Raw genomic sequence first — 21,017 nt, forward strand, 5'->3', positions numbered from 1 at the left:
TAGTTGTTTAAAAAACTTAAATCACTTCATTTGTATGGGTGATTTTTATATCCTTCACGATTTTAAATTCAATCGCTAACACCTTTGTAACATTCTTGCTATCTAATTCCGTAGTTCCATTTAATACGGTGGTCCCAATATCCTCTGCCAAGACCACGGTACCGTTATCAAGTACTTCCGTTTCATTCATCAACACTTCGGTCCCTTTTTCGAGTACCTCTGTTTCATTCATCAGTACTTCTGTAGAATCAGAATAAATTCCCGTTAACACTTGGGTTTCTTCAGTCAGAACCGTTGTAGCCTCATCCATAATTGAAAGGTTCTCCTGCTCGGAAATTACTTCTGTCGGCAGGTTCTCCACCACAGTCGGACGAGAGGATTGAGCAGTAATCCCTTTTATCTCTAAGTACTTTGACTCTTCAGAGATGGCAGCTTGAGTGCTGCCAGCCTTTCCTGTTCTCCCGAATCGAGAACTTACAGGGGCAGTTAACGTTCCTCTTTCCACATTAAAAGTGCTGGGCCTGTGCTGCTTATTACCCGTAAGTTTGTTCTTTTCTCGGATTTCTTGTATCTGTCTTGCTGCCGTTTTACCATTCAAATCACCAATAATCGCGGGAATGTTCATCTTGAAAAACATAAAAACAACGACTATCAACAGGATACCTGCAAGGGAATATCCGACAATTGAAATAATTAGCCACGTTGTTGCATCCATTCGAATTCCCCCTGTCAATTCCGATATGCTTTATCGATTTCTTGAGCGATTAAATCAAAACGATCCACTACCTCATTTTTTATAGCGGTCGTTTTGTCTGTTGATACATCTACATCATTTGTGCTTTTCTTCACAGATTCAACAACCGAACGAATATCACTTTCTGTTACCCCATCTGCTTTGAATTTCCTAGCATGCTGCTCGACAGAAAACATTGTCAATCGGTAGAGTTCCAATTTAACAATTTCACTTTCGTCATCAATCAGCTTCATCAGCTCTTTAATATTTTCCCAATACGGTTTATATTTCCCTTTATCAGAGGCTTCTTCTACTAAAATCGTAATATCTTGATTAAACCGGCCAATCTCCCGGTAGATAACAGCCATTTTGTAAAACTCACTATCCTTAGAGCCATAGCGGACCGCATCATCGAACCATTTAACCGAGCTAATCATTCTAGTAGTCTGATTATCACTGGTCTCACTTTTTCCATAGTCGTAGTAATACCAATAAGCTTTACCGATTTCAAATGCAAGATTGGCATAGGCAGGATTTTCATACAAGTCTATTAAATGGGGACTAATGATCTTCGTGAGTATTTCCTCTTCTTCGACTGAAAAGGAAGCATTATTTTTAAAAGTATTCACTAATTCCTCATAGGCCTTGGTCTCCGTGGGCTTAATATCAATGGCCTTTAAATAATAGTCTATCTTTTTGCTCTCCGCCGTTGCAGCCTCGGCATTTTCAATATTCGCATGGTAATCATCATTTGTTGTCGAAATGTTCATTACCTGACCCAAAATGCCAACCGCTAAGAAAAGAACCGCTGCCCCGCTTACTAGACTAAAGTTGCTAAGCTTTGCCTTTTGCTTGGCTCGATAAAGATCATCTATTTCTTCATAATGATTCAGTGCATATAACAACTCGGCACAAGATTGATAGCGATCATCAGGATTAAGCTGCGTACATTTTTGAATGATTCTTTCCAAACCACCAGATAATTGGGGATTCCAATGGCGAATGGGATATAACTCGTATGGCGGCTCACAAGGATTCTGCCCTGTAACCAAATGATAGAGCGTGACCCCAAGACAATAGACATCCGTTCGCGCATCACTTTGACCTTTGCCGCCGAACTGCTCAGGTGCTGCATATCCTTTTGTTCCCAAACTTACCGTATCTGCTAGATTTTGCTCCTTGTATTCCCTGGCGATACCAAAGTCGATGAGCTTTATGTTGCCATCCGGCTTTAACATCACGTTTGCAGGCTTCATATCACGATAAATGATGGGCGGATCACAGGTATGCAAGTAATCTAGCACCTCACAAAGCTGCTTGGCCCATTCAATGACTAAATCCTGCGGCTGCGCTCCATACTCCTCCAAAATTTTATTCAACGGTTCCCCTTCAATGTAGTCCATAATGACATAAATCATATTTACATGGTCGATGATGTCTACAATACGAGGTAATGAAGGATGGTCCAGCTTCTTAATCATGTTGGCTTCGTCAATGGCACTTTGAATGAAAACTTGGTTATTCTTATCTCTTCCGTTTTTTTCAATTTTTTTGACTGCCCACTGTTTGTTGAGCCGCTTGTCCATTGCCAGGTATACCTTTGACATACCGCCCTGTCCAATCAACTTCAGTATTTCATATTTACCCTCTACAACTGACCCAATTGCTGCCAAACGAAATCCCCATCCTTACAGAAGTTTAACAAGCACAACGGTGATATTATCGGTTTCTTGTCTTTGCTTATTAAGTTCAACCAATTCTTTTGCTTTTTGTTCCATGATGGCTTCATCCCTTAGTGACGCTGGTGAGAAGGCATGATAAATTTCAGCCTCCGAGAGCATATGACGGAACCCATCTGAACAGAGCATGTAAACTTCTCCCCGTTTAGGTGTTCCAGCCATAAACTGCGGCTCTACTAGTTTAGAAGCTCCGATACATTGCAAAAGAACATTTCGTCGTGGATCCAGCTTGGCTTGCTCTGGGGTTAGTGTTCCTCGTCTAACCTCTCTGCCGACAACCGTTTGATCTTCGGTCAGTATTTCAAGCTTTTGGTTCAGCCGATACACTCTCGAATCTCCGACATGGCCAATCAACATAAACGTCGAATCGATGATGAGCAAAGCGGTCACTGTGGTTCCCAACTGAATTCCTATTCTTCTTCCATACTCTGCGATTCTTTGATTTTGCTCTTTAATGATTCGATCCCAGCGATACCTGATCTCATCCCTATCACCATCACCAAGTTGTAGAGGAAGTTCCTGCTCGAACCATTCTGAAAAGGCATGGATGACACTTGCACTGGCAACTTCACCTTTAGAGAGGCCACCCATTCCGTCACAAATGACCGCTAGAAGAACTTTTCCAAGTGATGTATCAGCAACCTTTATACATAAGCTGTCTTGATTTGTTGCTTTTTTAATCCCGATATCGCTGTATGCCGCTGTTAATACTTCCATTTTGCGAACCTTCCTTGCTTATATGTAAAAAACGAAGTCTTCATTGGCTAGTCTTACCTTTGTTCCTGAGAAAATCTCAACCTCTTTTTCTACCGGAATAACTCGTCCTTCTACATACGTTTTATTTGTCGAGTTATGATCGATAATATAATAACGACTATCCTTTGTAAGAATATCCGCATGACTTCGGCTAATGGCATTATTATTGGAGATAAAATAATCACAATACTGACTTTCCTTGCCAATACGGAAAGAAGGCTTGTCAACACTGATTTTATCCTGCGTTTTTTCTCTGATTAAATAGGGGAAAGTTAGTTCTGCCCCACTATCTGCACCCAGCACTGTTGTCCCAAGGTCATAAGCATCTGCACCCAGAACGGTCGTTTCACTAAAACTTTGGGTATCAGCTTTTCTTGTTTCAGGTTTTCCACAGTTGGTACAATGCTTTGAAGCTTCTTCCTTTGCCTCAGAAGCGCTAAACGGATTATAGGCAATCGGAGCATTTTTTGACTTTCCATCACCCTGCTTCGCAGAATACCGGCTACTATCTCCAATATTCTTCGAATCAGAGGGAAGATAAGACTGGTTTTCTATCGGTTTTCCTATTATTTCAAAGAGGGTTTTTTCAAAGCCCTTAATTGAAAAAATAGAGTTACTCTTAAAATAGTTCAAATACGTACTCATATACTTGTGATCTTCATGTTTCGTAAAAACAACACGAAATGGCAAATCATTAAAAAAGTCAGCCAAACCATATGGATTTTGGTTATTCACAATCGGCCAGAAAATACATTTAATCTTTTTCGTTCTCGGATCAAGAAAAATAGAATGCCAATCCAACATAAGATTGTTTACATTCATTAAGTTCCTTTCACAATCCTTTACAACAGCTACAAGCTGTGTGATGACATCCAAAAACATCTTTTTGCTGACAACACTACTAAAATAGGATTGGAGCGTCATCATATCAACGATTGACCCCGTTAACGCTGTACCCTTTTTGTTCACTTCTGCATGCACAGGAATAAGATTCTCAAATAATCCCCCCGCAATGGCATTTAATTCGCGTTCATTGATGGCTTCGGGATGCAGTAGCTTATTCACAACATTATATTTATTCTTGTTCAGTTCAACGGTTGTTTTACCCATAAATATCTCCTGAATCCAAATTCTACTCTTATAACCAATTTGCTCTATTTACCGCTTTCGATTGAGCTTCCTTGTATTGGCTGGCTGCAAATCTCAAAAAGTTCGCATAATTCTCTAATGCCTTTGACATATTCTTTGAAGTAGATTCATTGTCTTCCACCTGATTCCACTGGAGCTGGAACTGTTTTGAATCCGTCCCCTGCCAGGTTGCTCCAAGGTTCTGTACTTCTCTCTCCGCGGCTGCCATGTTTCTTTTCTGACTTGATAGGTAGGTATCAATGGCATCTGCTGCATTCTCAAACTGACTATGGTTCACTTTTATAAACTGACCCATAAGACATCCCCCTTTGAAAATGGCTGATTTTTATTTAAACAAATCCGCCAAAAATGTGTTCACTGTTTCTGTCTGTGTGTAACCGGGATCCACCTGCTGCTGCAGGAATTTCACATAATTATCCATCACTGTATATCTTGGTTCATGAAACGTATTTTTTATTTTATAGAAGGAATCCATCGCTTGCTCAGCAGCCGTACTGTCCCAGGCACTATTTAACGCTCTCATTGCCGACTCCACAGGTGAAAAATCATCTCTGATTCTATTATTATAGTTAGCAATATTTTTGGCAGCCGCCGCCACACGCCCGGTATCTACTTTTATTATATCCGCCATTTTAATCCCTTCCTTCGGTCGAATATTGAATGTTTACTTTACTCTGTTTGAAAAATAAGCGGAGGAATTCCGGTTATTTTGGGAAAACCTTATAAAACCTTACAAATAAGCGGAGTTTTTCCGCTTATTTGATTCAAATCGTTGGATTTTGTCTTATTTTGAGCAGTTAACCGGAATATCTCCGTTTATATCTGCTTCTTAGGCTTCCACTTTATACATTAGACGGAAATTCTCCGCCTATTTTTTCATACCAACACAAAAATCAACCATTACGCTTCTTTCACTTTGGAAGTATCAATATTACTTAGTTTTCTTTTAACTCCCCTATAGTGGTCCGCAATCTGATTCAGTTTGGCGGCACATTTTTCATTTCCAATTCCTTCAAAGCTCCGATCGATTCCCGCTGCAATACTTTCAATCTCGTTTATGATATCTTGAAGCTCTTGTTTAATGTAATAAAGATCATGCTGCCCATTGGCACTCATGGACACTCCCCCCTATCCCAGCTTATTGATAATCTTCCGTTCAGCAGATTCAAAGTCTTCTAATGTTTCTTCTAAATACGAGATACAACGATTAATTCTCCAGCTTTCCCCTGTCATCAAATCTGCCTGCATCAAACTCCATAAATCCAACAGCCCTACCTTGGAGTAAAGGGCGTCCATTCTCCGGTCAAGATGGTTCAATCTTGTATTGACTGTGCTTAGGCGCTGAGAATATTCTCGAAGTCTTTGAGTATCGATCTTGATGAACGGATGGCTGCTCGCATATCGATAACCTGGGTTGAAAAGCTTTCTCGCCCACGAAGTAAATTCTGTGAACACTTCCACGACTTTGGCGATAACTTGATTGATGAACTCTTTCGCCATATTAGCAGCCTCAAGCACCGCAGCAATAACAGTCGTGACTCCATCGATCAGCTTTTGCACCATATCTGCCGTAAATGAAAGGGCGTCAAGGATAAACGGGATTAACACTTCGCCAAAAAACTCTGGATTGATCCAATAGATGACAGCAAGCGTTGCCCCGATAAGCACTGTCGCAATCAAGACAGTAGGGTGTGTGGCAAGAAAAATTGCAACATGTGCAATGAAAGCCCCGGCCAATAGTTTCTTTTGACCATCAGGAAGAGACATGAAGCCTTCCACCGCATGAATAAATGAGTTTGCTACTCCAGCTGGCAGTTCATCCAGTTCCCGTGTGAATCTGCCAATGCTTTCGGCAAAACGATCCATTTCCCCTCTAATGACACGGCCATGTTCGTCATACTCAACATACGTCATACTATGTTTGGCTGTTAAGGCGCCCAACCCATAGTCTCCATAAACATTATCTTTTGTTTTCAGTGACATGTAATGGGAACCGGGAACAGGATTTAAAATCGCACCTACTAATGACCACTGATAATGATTCATTTTCCCAGACATATCCCGAATTCCTTCTGCAAAAAGAGGATTAGTTAGAAATTCCTCAGCAAACCCTGGACCATCGCCATTTAATGCCTGGAGGATTTTCGCTCTCATTTCCGGCGGTGCTGTTATCGCCGCATAGAAAGATAAGTTCCCTCCGAGTGAGTGTCCTGCGGTGGCATAAGTATCATATGAGTATTTAGAATTTATTTCGGCCATATACTGTGCAGCAATCCTCTGCTGCTCGACACCGACACCCTCATTAATCATTTTAAAATCGGTATTTATCCAGTCTTTTTCAAACTGATTGCCATGAGATTCACTGCCTCTAAATCCAACAATGGCATTATTCGGACTCGTTTCAACTACCAAACCATAAAACCCGGATTGATTGTTGTCATCATTGACATCAACAACCTTCCACGTACTGTATTCCGAATTGGGCGAGACGAATTGATTGTATAAATCCAAATCTCCTTGAGCTCTGGTTTTATCAATAGAAGACTCTGCAGTAGCCAGGTTCGCTTCCAGGGTTGCCTTCACTTCGGGTTTGTATTTCAGAATATTGGCCAGGGTAGGTTCGATTCCTTGCTTTGTCAAATAGGAAATATCCTTATCACTGATTTCATAATAAGCAAGCTGCGAGGCGACAAAAAGATCTTGATCTGAATGTGGCATGGTTACTGCACCTGTCTTTGCTCAATAAATTGATCTAAAGGAATATTTATCTGTCCTTCCTTGACACCGAAACCATTTTCCTTGAACCCTTCTAGCATTTGATCAAAATCATCATAAGTCTCGGCATTTTTCTTAAAATATTCCTCGGACTTTTTGAGCGTATCTCCGTCCGTATAGTAGATTTCAAGCGCAGCATTTATTGGGAGTTTTTCAGCAAATAGGTCCTGCAACACTTGGTATTCCTTCTCTGCGTCAATGGTGGCCATGGCGTTTTTATCCAACAGCAAGGTAAGAACAATGGGAACATTCGTATATTTTTTAGAAAATTCTTCTAATGAAACCTTACTTTTATCTGTATAATCAGTATCGGCAAAACCGACATATACTTTGATGAAAAAGTCGTCCGTTAGTTCACGTATTTTGTCACTTGCCGTCTGCTTGATTTCATTTTCGACCAGTGCCTCAACGTATTCATCAATCATCCACTTACCTTCCTTTTCGACCTTTGCCTCAAACTTTAACTCTTCATTTCCTTCCGGCGAAGCTACTATTTTAAATGTGTTACCGGTCAAGGTTCCATATCCTTCACCAGACGTATAAATGCTAAAATCCTCATTATACTTTTCCTTCAAGAGTTTTTTAGCAATATCCGCCCGATCCGGACTGTTAGACATGAAGTTCATACATCCACTCACTCCCAATAAAGAAATAATGATTAACAATGACAATGCTGCAATTTTTACTTTTCTCATGAATACAACGCCTTTCCACGTTAAAATCGGTTTTACGATTTTAACAGCAATTGTTGCGAAAACAGTCAACCTATATAAACCCGTTACGAAGTTATTTTCATTTTTAAATGCTGCTAAAGACGATGGGACTCCATCGCCTTTAGCGCAAGCGTTGATACCTTATTTAAATGCGTCAGCTAAACTAATATTAGCTGTTTCTGTTTCGAAGTAACCTTGTTCTACGTTTGTTCTTAGAAATGTTACATAGCTATTAAGAATATCTTGATAGTTTTGGAAAAACTTTGCCGCAAACTCATCAAAAGAAGCAATGGTTGCTTGGGCTGCTTCCCCATCCCATGTATTCGATAAATTTTGGATTGTTTTCTGACTTGTTTTTAACTCTTCTGCAAGTCTTATGTTCAACCCTTCGATTGTTTTTGCAATATCGCCAACTTGTGCCGTACTTACTCTAATTTGTCCAGCCATTTCCCTCACTCCTTTTTTAATTCAATTAGTTTGTTAATCTTCTTACTTGAGCTGTATTACTATCTTGCATTTGTGCATAATTGGCTCTTTGTGTCTCAAGCGCTTGACTAGCGGTTAGGAGTTTATCTGCCATACTTTTTAAATCATCGTTAAATCCATTGATTTGATCAACAAAGGCAAGGTTATCTTCTCCCTCCCAAGCTGACCCCATTGTTTGTGCTGCCTGCATCAGTTGGGTATAGATACCTGTGTACGTTTCGGATAACTCTGCCATTTTTTTAGAAGCCGTTTCTAGTTCTTGAGGTGTTACTTTAATTACTTTTCCCATTTTTCATTCTCCTCTCTATCTTAATAATCTATATCAACATGAGCTTAGAACCGTTTTGTATCCCCAGTTCTGCAACTGCCATGTTAATATTGTAAATAATTCCAGTGGTTGCATCACATAGCACTGCATTGCCATTGGCTTTGTATTTTCCATCTGATATATCGCTTAGCAAAGAAGATACTAATAGCAGTACCTCGCTCATTTGACTTTCTAATGGTATGTAAACATCAAAGCTTTGGTCTGCAGCAGGAAGGAAGATTTCAACAAGTGCTTTATTCATCGTTGTCATCATTCTCCTTTACTGAGTTTAATAGCTTTACCTTTACACTCTTCCCTTTTTGTAAAGAGAAGCCAAATCCAGCAGTCATGTCTTCTCGCATTTCAGAAGTTGGTTTTGTAGCCTTTAGGTTAAATTGGTCGGTAATTCCAGCGCCCACCCAAATACCATCACCAGGATTCATATGCTGCTTATACCATTTATCAAAGGTGATTCCTGATAGATTCTTAGATTGCTCGGCAAATATGATGGTAATGTTGTACTTGGCATCTCCCTTTTCAAGAATGAGGCCAAGTTTCTCTGCTCCTTCTTTTGACAAAGCGTTTTTCAAAGCGGCAACGGAATTAATAATGATCACTTTTTGATCAAAATGTTCCGCTTCAACACCCTTTTCAATCGCCTCTTTGTGAGTGTTATTACGATAAAGCACCAATTCAAACAGTGCATTCACCGTATTTTCAAAGTCTTTAACGGTAGAATAATAAGCAATCGTACGATTATCTTTATGAATAAAACTTTGCTGTCCATCAATCACCGTCACATCAAAACCACAAGTATCTGCCATGAGTATAGATAAATCATGGGTAAAACCTAAATGTTCTGTGGATGAAGATAAAATCATATGGATATACGATTTTCCAAATGGATAATAATGAACATTTAGCGAGTTCTTTTCAACGCCAATTGGGATAGAAAGACTTCCCTGAGAAACAACATATTGTGATAAAAACTCCATATCCACTTGATCGGGTAAAATTGGAATCTTCCTTGCTGTATTCCCTTTCCATGAGGTCTGGAGTTTCGCACTTTCTTTTTGAATAAACGGGAATGGTACAGATTCCTCTGTGATCTGAGCAACCTGGAACTCGTAAATGGCGTCTCTCTTCACAAGACCTCTGCCTTTATATCTTGAAGGGAACAATCCATCTGTTTTACCAACAATGCCAGCATAATCGGTTTCATCATTTAATTGCAGGACAAGCATTTGCTTAAAGTTCTGCAGCAAGCGGAACCTTACAGCATTGGTCCCAAGAGCCGTTAAAACAAAATAAATACCATACTTGGTTCCTTCACGTGACAGGAAGGATACCGCTGTTTCTTTTTCCTCGTACATTTCAGTAAAAGCAGCAAAGTTATTGACCGCAACCACAATCGATGGCAGTTTCTCTCCTGTTGCACGAATATAAGAAGCATGGTCACCACCATAATCCGCAAATAATTTCTTCCTATTTTCCAATTCACTTTGAAGCATTTTAAACAAATTACTAATCTTCTCACTCTCATAGGAAAGAATGACATCTCCGATATGCGGTGCTTTGGCAAAAGCACGTAATGTTTCAGAGGCGAAGTCCAATAAGTAGATATTGACTTCATCTGGTGTGTGCTCCTGTATGAGCGAGTAGACCATTGTATTTAAGAAAGTGGTTTTTCCGCTTCCCGCTACACCATAAACAATGGTATTTCCTTCTTCCGTAAGCGGCAGGCGCAGCAAGCATTGCTGTTGTCTTGCCGGATCATCGTACTCACCGATTACCGGATTCAGCACAAAGGAATTCTCATTGGCTAGCGTATATTTTCCTTTTATATCATTTAATAGAATCATAGCTGGAATGGGCTCAAGCCATAATGGACGTATTTTAATCTGTTCTTCCTGTGCAATCGTACTTAAATAATCGGTGATAACATCCATTTGCTTTTTCGGATTGGCAAACAGGTTTTTCTTCTTATCGATTTTCGCCTCTTTCATCGGGCGGCCATTACGGTCAATGACCACAACACTATTATCCTTTTCCACAACCACTTTATCAGAAGGATAATAAGGTGCTCCTGCCCAAGCAGACTGACCCATTTCAAACAATTCGTTATAGCCGACCTGCAGATAAAAGCGTCCAGTATCGGTAAGTTCAGCAGCATCCGGACGTTTGAGCATATCCATACTGTCTGCTCGTTCTTGCACTTTCAAACTTACCCTAAATTTACTGTTACTCCAGATCTGGTCATCGACCACACCACTTGGTTTTTGTGTAGCCAAAATCAAGTGGACACCTAAGCTCCGTCCGATACGGGCCGCACTGACCAGCTGGGCCATAAATTCGGGCTGCTGTGTTTTTAATTCCGCAAACTCATCGGAAATGATGAACAAATGCTGAAGCGGTTCAGTTACCACACCTTCACGGTAGAGCTTTTGATAGTTGTAAATATCGATATTGCTCTCGCCAACCTGTTTGCTGGCTTGGGCAAAAATAGCCTGCCTGCGTTTCAATTCACTTTCAATCGATATCAACGAACGTTTAATCGCGGCCCCATCTAAGTTGGTGATAATACCAGCCGTGTGCGGCAGGTTTTCAAAGGATTTAGCCATACCGCCGCCTTTATAGTCAATCAAGATAAACGCGACTTCATTCGGATGATAGTTGACGGCGAGTGACAAGATATAGGCAATAATGAATTCAGACTTACCAGAACCCGTCATACCTGCAACCAATCCATGCGGTCCATGAAACTTTTCATGCAAATCCAGCTTAAACACTTCACCTAATGTATCCACACCCACCGCTGCTTCTAATGATTTTGTTGGATCATTGTCCTTCCAGCGAGTTAATGCATTTAGGTGTTCCACTTTTCCCACCCCAAATAACTCTAGGAACGTGACCATTTTCGGTAGATTGAAAGAATTCGCCAAAGTATCGAGCGGTACATTCGCTAACTTCACACTCAATTCCGTTGGATCAGCGGTTAAGGGCTGGTCTGGAACAAATGAGATCGATTTACCCGTGATATCGTTTTTATCAAACAGTTTACCGCTATTCTCATTCAGATCCACAACCATCGTACATTCCTTCGGCAAATTCTTAAGTTCATCGTAAAACGTAACGACAGAGATATGGATATTCTTTTTCTTTAGATACACCTGTTTTAGCATCTCAGCACGGATCGCTAACTGCTTACTCATCGCAAAAATAATATAATAAGGTTTGATATCTTCCATATTAATGTCGCTAACATTTGAACGAGCTTCAATTTCTTTTTCAAGATAAGCCGAAACTTCCTTTACCTCTATTGTTTTGGTGGCAATGAAGCGGAACTTATTATCATTACTCCAAACATGCGGCAGCCATTTGGTAAAACCGAAATCTTTTTCGTCCTCTTGGTCATAAACAAACACCATTTTCACTTCATCGTAGCTATACAGCGCTGCTAGTTGAAAAATCAAGCCCTTTGCAAATTCAATCGTTTGTTTCCGATCTCCAATGACACCAGATATGTAATTTTCAAACAATGATAATGTAATAGGTATGTTTTTTAAGATTTTCGGAGATTCCACTAAGGTGTACAATTCTTCTTCGAGATTGTCATCGTCAATCGAAAACTTCTTTTCGGAATACGAAATATCGGCAGCTAATAAACCGTTGCCTGTACCCACCCTTAATTTCAGAAAATCATTTTGCCCAGGTCCACGTTCCCATAGATTTCGGTCAACTTTATCAATTCGCTGAATAAGGTCCGTTACCGGGACATGGTTTTCACGCAGGATTTCTTCTTGCTTTTCAGCTTCCTCATTAAAGGAAATCGTAACTTTATCTAAATATTCTTTATATTTTTCTTGACGGACTTTTTCCTTTTTACGCCTTCGTCTCATATCATATTTTTTTGACAAAATCGGCCATAGTATCGTTCCAAGAAGCATGCTCGCGGACATGACTATCGAAGGCATTGCTCTTGAAAAGTCACCAGTAGCCATCGCATTATTGACCGCAAAAGTTGCAGTCGCCAGCGACGCCATCCCCATTGTCACAGACGGACCTAACACCAACATCAACGGCATCTCTTCCCCAATCGCATTAGGCGGTGGTGAATCAATTTTAATAACAGCCTTTTCTACATCTCTCTTAAAGCGAGGGGAGCGATAAAAATAGTCCGTTGCCGGTGCTTCATATTCTTCCTCTTCGTCGTCTGGGGCCACTGCTTTTTGATTAATAAATGGTTTTAGGAAATTGCTTTTTAACGAAAGGGTTCGATCCGGGTTATTTAATGCAACGAAGAAGCTTCCCACAATCATTTTGTAGCCCATTATGTAAATCATATCGCCAATCGTTAAATCCCTGCTTTTCACTCGATCGCCATCGACAAAGGTTCCGTTCGTACTGTTCAGGTCAGTAATACTCCATTTTCCGTTACGAAAGGATAGTTTTGCATGTGAGGCCGACACAAATTGATTGTTCAATATGACATCGTTCTTATCGGTTCTTCCAATGGTAATATCCGTATCCTTGTCTACCAAATATTTCGTGAAGGTTTGGCGATCATCCGTACTTGGTTCAATGAACACAATGGTTTTATTATCCTGTTCCTGCGTATCCAAATTGTAGATACTTAACGGACTTAGCACGGTATTACGAATGGGTTTCCCTGAATGGTTCATAACCTTAACATCTTTGTTAGACTTTAGAATCCATTCACCATTGATTCCTTCAATCCCGATTAACTTTTTGGAACGGTCATTAGAATCATAAATCCAATACTGACCTCTTATTTTCTCAGGAAGAGTAATCGAATTGATACTTGCTTTGTTTATTAACGTTACAATCATGTATTACTTCTCCTTGCTGACTTCTCCTTACTGCGTATGTTCGAAGCTAATCGGTGTTGTTATGTATAAAGAATGTCACCTCATGGTAGTAATATCCTACCTTCGACATATAAAAAATCCATTTGAATACCAATTTATAACAATTATAAAAAAAAGTGCCCCTTTTATTCAATTGTAAAAAAAATCACCAACACCTAGTGGAATCAAGACAAATTTTAACTTTTACATACTGATAATAGTGAATTTCACTGGTAAATGCCACCCAATTTTTAGCAATTCTTGATTTCAGTTCCTTTGCCCTACAATATGATTTATCCAAATGAAGCAAAAGACCTCTACCATTAATATGGTAAAGGTCTAAAGGGGGACAGGGGGACGGTTCTCCTGGCAATTACATTTAAACATGACCACAAGAACCGTCCCCCTGTCCCCTGTCCCCTGTCTCACTTATTATTAAGCAGCGTATCGATCCCAGCGTTGATTTTATTTATGCTTTTTAAAGGTGCAATGTCCACATGGATGTCTTTTTTATTTAAGGTGGGGAATTTCCTGCTGGTTTGAAGCGACTTCCAATCATCGTGCATAAATCGGTACATATAGTCCTCAAATTGATAAATATCCCCGCCGATTTTTTGACTTTTTAAATAGGCAGCATATACTTCTTTACGTATTTCTTCTTGAATCTGTCTCTTGATGCTTGGGGAGAGAATCTCTTTGCTAGATTCTCTGACAATGGCAGAGATTTTTATATCTAACCCGATCTGTATCCCATTTTGATCTTTCTTCACCTTTCTTTTCATCTTTGGGTTCAATAATTCGATTTGAACAAATGCTTCCTCGCCTGCACTTTTTTCACTAAAAATGACTGGTGACCGCACTGATTTGTTATTGACTCGAATAAAACCCTCAAGATCCTTTTCCGTTAAGTGACCCTTCAATTTTTCCCCTTTCATAAGATAAGCACCATTAAAAATAGTCACAGGCAATTTATCTTGATCCTTCAATATGATTGCATCATTCGTGGATATACTTGGCACCAGTATCGTTTTGGATGGTTCATGTAATTGATAAACAAGTCCCTGCAGCGACAAAGCTGGAATTGAGGAATCTTGCTGCTGCATGTATTCTGGCTGAACAACCCTAGCGTTGGTGTAGGCATAATTAAATGGAACCTTCGTGGTGAAAATCTTTTCAACCGGCTCCTCCGTACCGTAAACCCAGCCTGTTAGACGGATATTGAAATTCGTATCTAACGCCTCTACCGTTTTACTTAATCTGTTTTCTAATACGGACTTTCCAAAAACAAACACAGTTAGCTGATCGTAATTTACTGGAATTTGAATGCCATGGTAGATCTTAATAATCGCATCTTCCACCGTTTTTCCTTTTCCTTCGCCAAGCCAAACAGAGCTAGGTTGGTCACTTTTTCCCTGATCGGTTTTTGCAACGTTCGAAAAATCTAAGAACTGGAGTACCACGTGATATTCATCATTCACATAGTCAATTCCAATCCCAACTGCATAGGCCTGGGATTGAATCTCAGGAATTTTAACACACCCCGTTAAAACAGTAAGAATACAGATCATGTATAAAAATTTCCTCATTTATTCACCTGATCTCGTGCCATCTTTATTATGTAAAGCTGCAGTCCGTTTTTTCATAAAAGAAAAAGGAATGCGGAGAAAAGTATAGAGGATATCTCTACCATTCGGCGAAGAGATATCTGCTAATAAAGGAACCCCAAAGGACCTCAACCTTGTTAAATAAAGAAAAACGAACATGAGGCTGATGAAAAACCCATAAATCCCCATAAAGTAACTAAAGATGAGAACGAACACTCGTAAGAGAAAAATATTACCTGATAGAGACTGATTAACAAGAGTAAAGCTAGAAATGGCTGTGACCCCAATAACTACCAGCATGGTGGGTGATGTGATCCCCCCACGGATGGCTGCATCACCTATGATCAAGCCGCCAAGAACAGCAACGGTTTGTCCTATTCCCTTTGGCAAGCGTGCCCCACCTTCTTTAAATAACTCAAACATGACAAGCATGAGTAAGACCTCCATAAATGGTGAAAATGGCAATCCTAATCTTGAAACCGTAATCGTTGCAATGAGAGGAAGGGGCAATTGCCCTACATTATGTGTGATTAAGGCCGTATAAAAGCCAGGCAGAAACGTCGTCGTAAATAGACCTATAATACGCAGAGTTCTTTCCAAAGAAGCATAATAAAAACTCGTATTTTCATCTTCAGGGGTTTTAAAAAGAAAAGACAGATCGATCGGTGCAATCAACGCTGTCGGGGCCCCGTCCACAATAATCGCAAACCTCCCTTGATTGATGGCCCCTGCGACAAAATCAGCTCTGCCTGTATAGTCAATTAGGGGAACAAGCGTAAATTTATTATCCAAAATATGCTCCATCAGCATGGAGGAACTTGTTAGAATATCAATATCTAAAGCCGTAAGACGTGCTTGTATATCTCTTAGAATCTCACTATTGATAATATCCTTTATATAAAGGAGAGAAATTCTTGTATTCGTTCTTTTGCCGATCGTGTAATCTTCTACCACTAAAGATTTCGTCTTTAACCTTTTGCGGATTAGTCCAAGGTTTGTCGTAATGTCCTCAACAAATCCATCCTTCGGTCCACGAACGGAAACCTCTGCCACCGACTCATCCGGCTGTCTGGAGGGAGATTTACTAATATCATAAAAAATAATCTTATCTCCAGGTGATACCACCATTAGCTTCCCTGAAAAAATGGCTTCCTCTATTTTTTCAGCATCGACTTCCTTTTTACTCATAACCTCCATCTGTAAAGATTGATAAATGGAGCTGGAAGTTTCCATAGAGGGCAATACAAACGAGGGAATCAGACTCGTATCACTTAAGGGTTTACAATAGACAAAAATGGAAGATTTCCCCTTAGATTGTTCCTCTTTTATTTCGATATCAGAAGAATAGTTGAAAAGCTTCTGCAGGTTTTCAAAAGAGAAAAGATGTTCATTCATGATTCAATCCTGCCTCCTGACCACTTCTTTTTATTCTTCCCGATATATAACGCCAAGATTGAGATTTGGATGGTTAAAAAAAAGAACGACAGAGGTCTGAAATATCCATAGATAATAGTAGAGAATGGGCTTTGATCAAATGGATAAATACAAGCGATAAAAATGATACCGTATAGGATCCTTACTACTTTTACATTCTCCCTTCCTTTGGTAAGAATTCGGGATGCGATGAATACAAATAAACTGATTCTAATCACTCCACCTGAAAGCCATTGATAAATCGCAAAAAAATCCGCGTGGGAAAAATATCGTCCAATGGAAATTAAACGCCACTCTTCATAAGCGGGATAACGATAATGTGAAGCCTGCTCAGGTCCAAACTCAACAATCGCTGCCATAGTAGGTCCTAGCGTTAACCCTATGATTAACAAACCAACAACGAATAATTGCTTTCTTGAAACGGCCTTTTGTAATACCGGAGTTAAAAAAATGATGATAAATAACTCTAAGATGGGTAAAGAAGTATAGAGAAGCCCCTTCGTCATTGGTAAATAGCCATCCGTAAACAATGGGAATAACAGTTCATAATGCTTTTTCTTGATATTGGCAAATGAAATAAAAAATCCTAAGAATAGAACGATGGGACAGAGAATACTGCTTAAGAGCCCAATGGAAAACAAGCCAGACTCCGTACAGAGCAAACAGAAAATGAGTAAGACAAGAGCCAGTGTAAAACTGTTAAATCCTTGCATGTAGCTCAATTGTGACCAATAAATGATATCCTGCGCCGTCACAAAAGCATCAATCAGCATATAAATGGCTAATGGTAATAGCAGGAGGTAATAACTAAGCTTGCTCCCGTGATCCTTTAATAGCTGAATAATGGAATGCTTGTTTACGATCGCGACAATCTTGTATAGAACGTAAATCCATAAAGGCAGGATGATAATCGTTACGAGGATACTAATCCAAGAATCCCTTTTGGCTGTCGTTAACAGAAAAGGAATAATCTCCACATGTGCAAACAAGCCCACAGAAAGTAAAATGATGTACACGATAGAAATAAATCTTAACGTATTCTGCATGTATACAGTTCCTTTTTTCCATATTATTCATCTTAGGAGCAAAACCTATGCATGGGGGACATGGGGACGGTTCTTCTGGCTTTTTTTGTTTAATCTGGTCCACAAGAACCGTCCCCACGGACTCCACGGACTTCACTCAGATCAAAAAAGCACAAAAAAAAGAGAGCGGCGAACCACTCACTTACTCAGTTTAGTGATTGAAAATACCCCTCTTTTTTGTTCGCCTATTGCTCTATTCACTTATCTTTCTACTAGTTCTAGCTTCTCACCATTCGGACCTTGGAAAAAGGCGATTTTTACTGTACCATTTAAAATGCTTCGAGGTTCTTCATCTATTAATTTGACGCCTGCTTCTTTAAAGCGTACGAGCTCAGCTTCAATGTTTTCAACAGTAAAGGCCAAGTGGTTCACGATTCCTTCGTTTTCAACCGGGCCTCCGTAGACAAGTTCAACCTCTACACTCGGCTGCTCTGGAAAAAACAAAAAGGCAAGCTCAATCGTGTCATTTAACCACTCTCTATTTCTTAACTCTAAACCGAGAATGTTTTGATAGAACGCTAAAGACTCGTCCATGTCATTAACCATAATCCCCACATGTTCCATTTTCATAATACATTCCTCCTAAAGTAAAAGTGCCATAGGGACGGTTCCTACGGTTCTCCCCCAATTAACTGCCAAATGATAACCGCTGCCACACCTGGAAATTCTTATTTGCTAAGGAACCCGAAGAGGAAAAAAACCAGCAGAACCGTCCCCACGGTCACCCCAATACTAATTTTTCAATCGCATAAGCTACTCCATTTTCATTATTGGATAATGTATGGAACTGAGCTACTTCTTTTACAACAGATACGGCATTGCCCATTGCCACTCCACAGCCAGCATACTCAACCATACTAAGGTCATTCTCGCCATCCCCGATGCAGATGACTTCTTCCTGTTTAATCGAAAGTTTTTCGGCAAGTAGTCTTACTGCATTTCCTTTGCTGACACTAGGGTCAAGGATTTCCAAGAAGAACGGAGTACTTTTAACGAACGTATATTTATCCCAGAATGATTCAGGGATGTTTGCTATGATCGTGTTCAAACGTTCCGGTTCATCAATAAACATTACCTTTGGAATAAGCATGTCCTTTGGCACTTCATCAATCGGCAGGTAATGGAGAGGAATTTGATTGATATGGGCTTCATGAATAGTGTACTGGCTTATCTCTCGATTAGGTGTATATAGATTTTCTGTATCAAAGAAATGGAGCGGTGAATTGAGCTTTAGGCTTAATTCGTGTAGTTCTTCTAAGTTTTCGTATGCTAAGGTAATTTGGGATTCTACATCCTTAGAGTATGTATTTTGCACAAGAGCACCATTAAAGGTAATCACAAAGTCCTCTTCATCATTTAATTTCAATTCCTCAATAATCGATTGGACACCAACAATTGGCCTCCCCGTACAAATGACCACCTTCACTCCTTTAGCTTTAGCAGCTTGAATGGCGTCATTTACTTCCTTTGTAATTTCCTTTCGATCATTCATCAGCGTTCCATCAATATCAATTGCCACTAATTTATACAAATTATGTCCTCCTAAATCTTGGTTGTCAGTAAAGCCTATTCCTATACTACAAGAAGGACATTTAATAATCCAGGCTATTTCAAGAATGATTACCACCCATTTCCACAATACTCACTGCAAAACCATTCAATACGTTTTACCTATTACAAACCTCAATCTTCGAAAAAACTCGGGGAATAACAGGCACGGATATTAAATTAAATAAAAACTCTCTCATTAATTTCTAATGATTCTATCCTATTATTCTCATATTCGCTGGATATAGTGAAAGTATAGAAAAAATCAGAAACAAGGAGGAAATGGAAATGAAAAAGAAGATAGTTATTGGTGGTTTATCAGCATTATTGATTTTTGGCGGTGCAGCGGCCGTGGGAGCTTCAAAAAGCGGTACTCAGCCAGATGATTCTATTCATTCAGATGACAAAAATACTTCTAATACGGTGGATCTAAAAAACTTATCTGCCATTTTCGCAGGACAAGAGATTGAGTTAGAAACCGAGCATGGTAAAACTTTATATAAAGTAGAGACAGATGATGATAGCAACAATTCTTCTAATCAGCCGACCAACGGTTCAACTTTATCCGTTGAGGAGGCAGCAAAAATAGCACTTAACAAAGTTAGTGGAAAAATCACTGAAGTTGAAAAAGAATGGGAACATGGCAAACTCGAATTTGATTTTGAAATTCAGACTAATCGTGGTGAAGCAGACGTTCGGGTTGATGCCCAAACAGGTGATGTAACGAGAGTTGAGTTTGACGATGATGATGACCGTGATGCTGTTCTCTAAGTGCTATTAAATGATAAAAATCTCTTAGGTGAAAAACCGGGAGATTTTCTTATATACAAAACCTACTCTCCTACACACCAAGGGGAAACTCACCTTTCAGGAGGATTTAAGTAAACCTGTTTCCAGACGTAATAATCGTTATTTCGACCAATTCCTTAATAAAATAATCAAATCAAACGATTGATTAAAATTACCTTATCCCTTTTAATAGATGATTTTTGAATATTTTCTAGGAAATTTTTTGTCGAGGAATGGGTATTTTATTGTCCGCTAGGTCTCAACAATTTTCATCATGTGTTCATTCGGGACGGTTCTCCTGGCCTTTAGTTATAACGATGACCACAAGAACCGTCCCCCTGGACATGGACACCCCAAATCTCTTAGGGCTTCATGAATTTAAAGCTTTAGCCTTTCAAATGAACGAAATTTGTCAGTATCATGATGTCCCGTTTATCATCAATCAAAATATTTATGCAGCAGCTGAACTAGGACTAGCCAATATTCATTTATCCATGTCGAATTTAAGAAAATATCAACGTGATTTGTGTTCATTTAGCGTGATTGGTGCATCTGTCCATTCAGTAAAGGAAGCAAAAGAGGCTGTATCCTTAGGGGCTGACCGTTTAATTGCAGGTCATATTTATTCAACAGATAGTAAAAAGGGAGTACCTCCGAGAGGACTCTCCTTCCTGAAAGATGTATGCGATTCGGTCAGTATTCCGGTATATGCCATTGGCGGAATCAAAAGAACTCACGTTAAAGAAATACGAGCAGCAGGTGCGGCGGGTTTTTGTATTATGTCTGAAGCAATGACCAGTCCTCATCCCGTTGAACTGGCAAAGCACTTTAGCATTTGAATTATTGAAGTTTTTACGTGTGGAAAAAAGAAGCATTAATTAATGTAATAACAGATGTAAAAATGCCAGAAACAAAACACTATTAAAGTTGCTTGTTAAGCTGACAGGTTTGTTGAAGAAGAAATTCATATAAAAAAGAGGTTGAATTGTATCAAAGCACCTAATCCGCAGAAAAAAGAAAGCACTTGAATT

The 21,017-nt window shown here is 39.6% G+C and carries 20 protein-coding genes; 2 read left to right on the forward strand and 18 right to left on the reverse strand.

From position 1 onward, the window contains the following. Positions 1-16 precede the first annotated feature (16 nt). The 18 genes from QNH48_RS28165 to yidA all read right to left on the reverse strand — a co-directional run bounded on the left by QNH48_RS28165 (position 17) and on the right by yidA (position 19,180). The gene (locus QNH48_RS28165) at positions 17-715 is read right to left on the reverse strand and encodes a hypothetical protein (protein ID WP_283952941.1); all 699 of its coding nucleotides are present in this window, start codon (positions 713-715) and stop codon (positions 17-19) included. Between the two features lie 14 nt (positions 716-729). Further along, a complete protein-coding gene (locus QNH48_RS28170; protein ID WP_283952942.1) occupies positions 730-2,406 on the reverse strand; it encodes a serine/threonine protein kinase in 1,677 nt (558 codons plus the stop codon). 15 nt (positions 2,407-2,421) lie between these two features. Further along, positions 2,422-3,189: a PP2C family protein-serine/threonine phosphatase gene (locus QNH48_RS28175; RefSeq protein WP_283952943.1), complete on the reverse strand. Its 768-nt coding sequence runs from the start codon at positions 3,187-3,189 to the stop codon at positions 2,422-2,424. An 18-nt stretch (positions 3,190-3,207) separates the two neighbouring features. Further along, a complete protein-coding gene (locus QNH48_RS28180; protein WP_283952944.1) occupies positions 3,208-4,338 on the reverse strand; it encodes an FHA domain-containing protein in 1,131 nt (376 codons plus the stop codon). A 28-nt stretch (positions 4,339-4,366) separates the two neighbouring features. Next, complete coding sequence (locus tag QNH48_RS28185; protein ID WP_283952945.1) at positions 4,367-4,672, reverse strand: WXG100 family type VII secretion target; 306 nt, start codon at positions 4,670-4,672, stop codon at positions 4,367-4,369. Between the two features lie 30 nt (positions 4,673-4,702). Beyond that, positions 4,703-5,008 carry a WXG100 family type VII secretion target gene (locus QNH48_RS28190; protein ID WP_283952946.1) on the reverse strand — a complete coding sequence of 102 codons (306 nt, stop codon included), beginning with the start codon at positions 5,006-5,008 and terminating at the stop codon, positions 4,703-4,705. Positions 5,009-5,277: 269 nt separating this feature from the next. Continuing rightward, positions 5,278-5,493, reverse strand: coding sequence for a hypothetical protein (locus tag QNH48_RS28195; protein WP_133370057.1), 216 nt, complete (start codon positions 5,491-5,493; stop codon positions 5,278-5,280). A gap of 12 nt (positions 5,494-5,505) precedes the next feature. Beyond that, positions 5,506-7,095 carry an Mbeg1-like protein gene (locus tag QNH48_RS28200; protein WP_283952947.1) on the reverse strand — a complete coding sequence of 530 codons (1,590 nt, stop codon included), beginning with the start codon at positions 7,093-7,095 and terminating at the stop codon, positions 5,506-5,508. Positions 7,096-7,097: 2 nt separating this feature from the next. Beyond that, on the reverse strand, positions 7,098-7,847 hold the full coding sequence (locus QNH48_RS28205; protein WP_283952948.1) for a hypothetical protein: 750 nt from the start codon (positions 7,845-7,847) through the stop codon (positions 7,098-7,100). A 159-nt stretch (positions 7,848-8,006) separates the two neighbouring features. Then, positions 8,007-8,312 (reverse strand): WXG100 family type VII secretion target, encoded by a 306-nt coding sequence (locus tag QNH48_RS28210; protein ID WP_283952949.1) that lies wholly within the window; start codon positions 8,310-8,312, stop codon positions 8,007-8,009. A gap of 25 nt (positions 8,313-8,337) precedes the next feature. Continuing rightward, on the reverse strand, positions 8,338-8,640 hold the full coding sequence (locus QNH48_RS28215) for a WXG100 family type VII secretion target (protein WP_133370061.1): 303 nt from the start codon (positions 8,638-8,640) through the stop codon (positions 8,338-8,340). 28 nt (positions 8,641-8,668) lie between these two features. Continuing rightward, positions 8,669-8,932 carry a methyltransferase gene (locus tag QNH48_RS28220; protein WP_283952950.1) on the reverse strand — a complete coding sequence of 88 codons (264 nt, stop codon included), beginning with the start codon at positions 8,930-8,932 and terminating at the stop codon, positions 8,669-8,671. Next, positions 8,913-13,508, reverse strand: coding sequence for a type VII secretion protein EssC (gene essC, locus QNH48_RS28225; protein WP_283952951.1), 4,596 nt, complete (start codon positions 13,506-13,508; stop codon positions 8,913-8,915). Before essC ends, QNH48_RS28220 begins: the two co-directional genes overlap by 20 nt. Positions 13,509-13,951: 443 nt before the next feature. Next, positions 13,952-15,112, reverse strand: coding sequence for a Ger(x)C family spore germination protein (locus QNH48_RS28230; protein WP_283952952.1), 1,161 nt, complete (start codon positions 15,110-15,112; stop codon positions 13,952-13,954). Next, positions 15,113-16,525, reverse strand: a complete 1,413-nt coding sequence (locus QNH48_RS28235) for a spore germination protein (protein ID WP_283952953.1) — start codon at positions 16,523-16,525, stop codon at positions 15,113-15,115. It lies immediately after the preceding gene. Next, positions 16,522-17,610, reverse strand: a complete 1,089-nt coding sequence (locus QNH48_RS28240) for an endospore germination permease (RefSeq protein ID WP_283952954.1) — start codon at positions 17,608-17,610, stop codon at positions 16,522-16,524. Before QNH48_RS28240 ends, QNH48_RS28235 begins: the two co-directional genes overlap by 4 nt. Before the next feature lie 240 nt (positions 17,611-17,850). Beyond that, positions 17,851-18,219: a VOC family protein gene (locus tag QNH48_RS28245; RefSeq protein WP_206021560.1), complete on the reverse strand. Its 369-nt coding sequence runs from the start codon at positions 18,217-18,219 to the stop codon at positions 17,851-17,853. 151 nt (positions 18,220-18,370) lie between these two features. Beyond that, complete coding sequence (gene yidA / locus QNH48_RS28250; protein ID WP_283952955.1) at positions 18,371-19,180, reverse strand: sugar-phosphatase; 810 nt, start codon at positions 19,178-19,180, stop codon at positions 18,371-18,373. A gap of 305 nt (positions 19,181-19,485) precedes the next feature. Here yidA and QNH48_RS28255 point away from each other — a divergent pair, with 305 nt between their 5' ends. Further along, positions 19,486-19,968: a PepSY domain-containing protein gene (locus tag QNH48_RS28255; protein WP_283952956.1), complete on the forward strand. Its 483-nt coding sequence runs from the start codon at positions 19,486-19,488 to the stop codon at positions 19,966-19,968. Between the two features lie 335 nt (positions 19,969-20,303). Further along, on the forward strand, positions 20,304-20,825 hold the full coding sequence (locus tag QNH48_RS28260; protein ID WP_283952957.1) for a thiamine phosphate synthase: 522 nt from the start codon (positions 20,304-20,306) through the stop codon (positions 20,823-20,825). The last annotated feature ends 192 nt before the right edge of the window (positions 20,826-21,017 follow it).

The organism is Neobacillus sp. YX16 (assembly GCF_030123505.1).
In the GTDB taxonomy this organism is placed as follows: Bacteria; Bacillota; Bacilli; order Bacillales; family Cytobacillaceae; genus Neobacillus.

Bases quoted from the DNA above. Each gene is read 5' to 3' on its own strand.
- QNH48_RS28165 (WP_283952941.1), bottom strand. From the start codon at position 715: ATGGATGCAACAACGTGGCTAATTATTTCAATTGTCGGATATTCCCTT.
- QNH48_RS28175 (WP_283952943.1), bottom strand. From the start codon at position 3,189: ATGGAAGTATTAACAGCGGCATACAGCGATATCGGGATTAAAAAAGCA.
- QNH48_RS28180 (WP_283952944.1), bottom strand. From the start codon at position 4,338: ATGGGTAAAACAACCGTTGAACTGAACAAGAATAAATATAATGTTGTG.
- QNH48_RS28185 (WP_283952945.1), bottom strand. From the start codon at position 4,672: ATGGGTCAGTTTATAAAAGTGAACCATAGTCAGTTTGAGAATGCAGCA.
- QNH48_RS28190 (WP_283952946.1), bottom strand. From the start codon at position 5,008: ATGGCGGATATAATAAAAGTAGATACCGGGCGTGTGGCGGCGGCTGCC.
- QNH48_RS28195 (WP_133370057.1), bottom strand. From the start codon at position 5,493: ATGAGTGCCAATGGGCAGCATGATCTTTATTACATTAAACAAGAGCTT.
- QNH48_RS28200 (WP_283952947.1), bottom strand. From the start codon at position 7,095: ATGCCACATTCAGATCAAGATCTTTTTGTCGCCTCGCAGCTTGCTTAT.
- QNH48_RS28205 (WP_283952948.1), bottom strand. From the start codon at position 7,847: ATGAGAAAAGTAAAAATTGCAGCATTGTCATTGTTAATCATTATTTCT.
- QNH48_RS28210 (WP_283952949.1), bottom strand. From the start codon at position 8,312: ATGGCTGGACAAATTAGAGTAAGTACGGCACAAGTTGGCGATATTGCA.
- QNH48_RS28215 (WP_133370061.1), bottom strand. From the start codon at position 8,640: ATGGGAAAAGTAATTAAAGTAACACCTCAAGAACTAGAAACGGCTTCT.
- QNH48_RS28220 (WP_283952950.1), bottom strand. From the start codon at position 8,932: ATGATGACAACGATGAATAAAGCACTTGTTGAAATCTTCCTTCCTGCT.
- essC (WP_283952951.1), bottom strand. From the start codon at position 13,508: ATGATTGTAACGTTAATAAACAAAGCAAGTATCAATTCGATTACTCTT.
- QNH48_RS28230 (WP_283952952.1), bottom strand. From the start codon at position 15,112: ATGAGGAAATTTTTATACATGATCTGTATTCTTACTGTTTTAACGGGG.
- QNH48_RS28235 (WP_283952953.1), bottom strand. From the start codon at position 16,525: ATGAATGAACATCTTTTCTCTTTTGAAAACCTGCAGAAGCTTTTCAAC.
- QNH48_RS28240 (WP_283952954.1), bottom strand. From the start codon at position 17,610: ATGCAGAATACGTTAAGATTTATTTCTATCGTGTACATCATTTTACTT.
- QNH48_RS28245 (WP_206021560.1), bottom strand. From the start codon at position 18,219: ATGAAAATGGAACATGTGGGGATTATGGTTAATGACATGGACGAGTCT.
- QNH48_RS28255 (WP_283952956.1), top strand. From the start codon at position 19,486: ATGAAAAAGAAGATAGTTATTGGTGGTTTATCAGCATTATTGATTTTT.
- QNH48_RS28260 (WP_283952957.1), top strand. From the start codon at position 20,304: ATGACCACAAGAACCGTCCCCCTGGACATGGACACCCCAAATCTCTTA.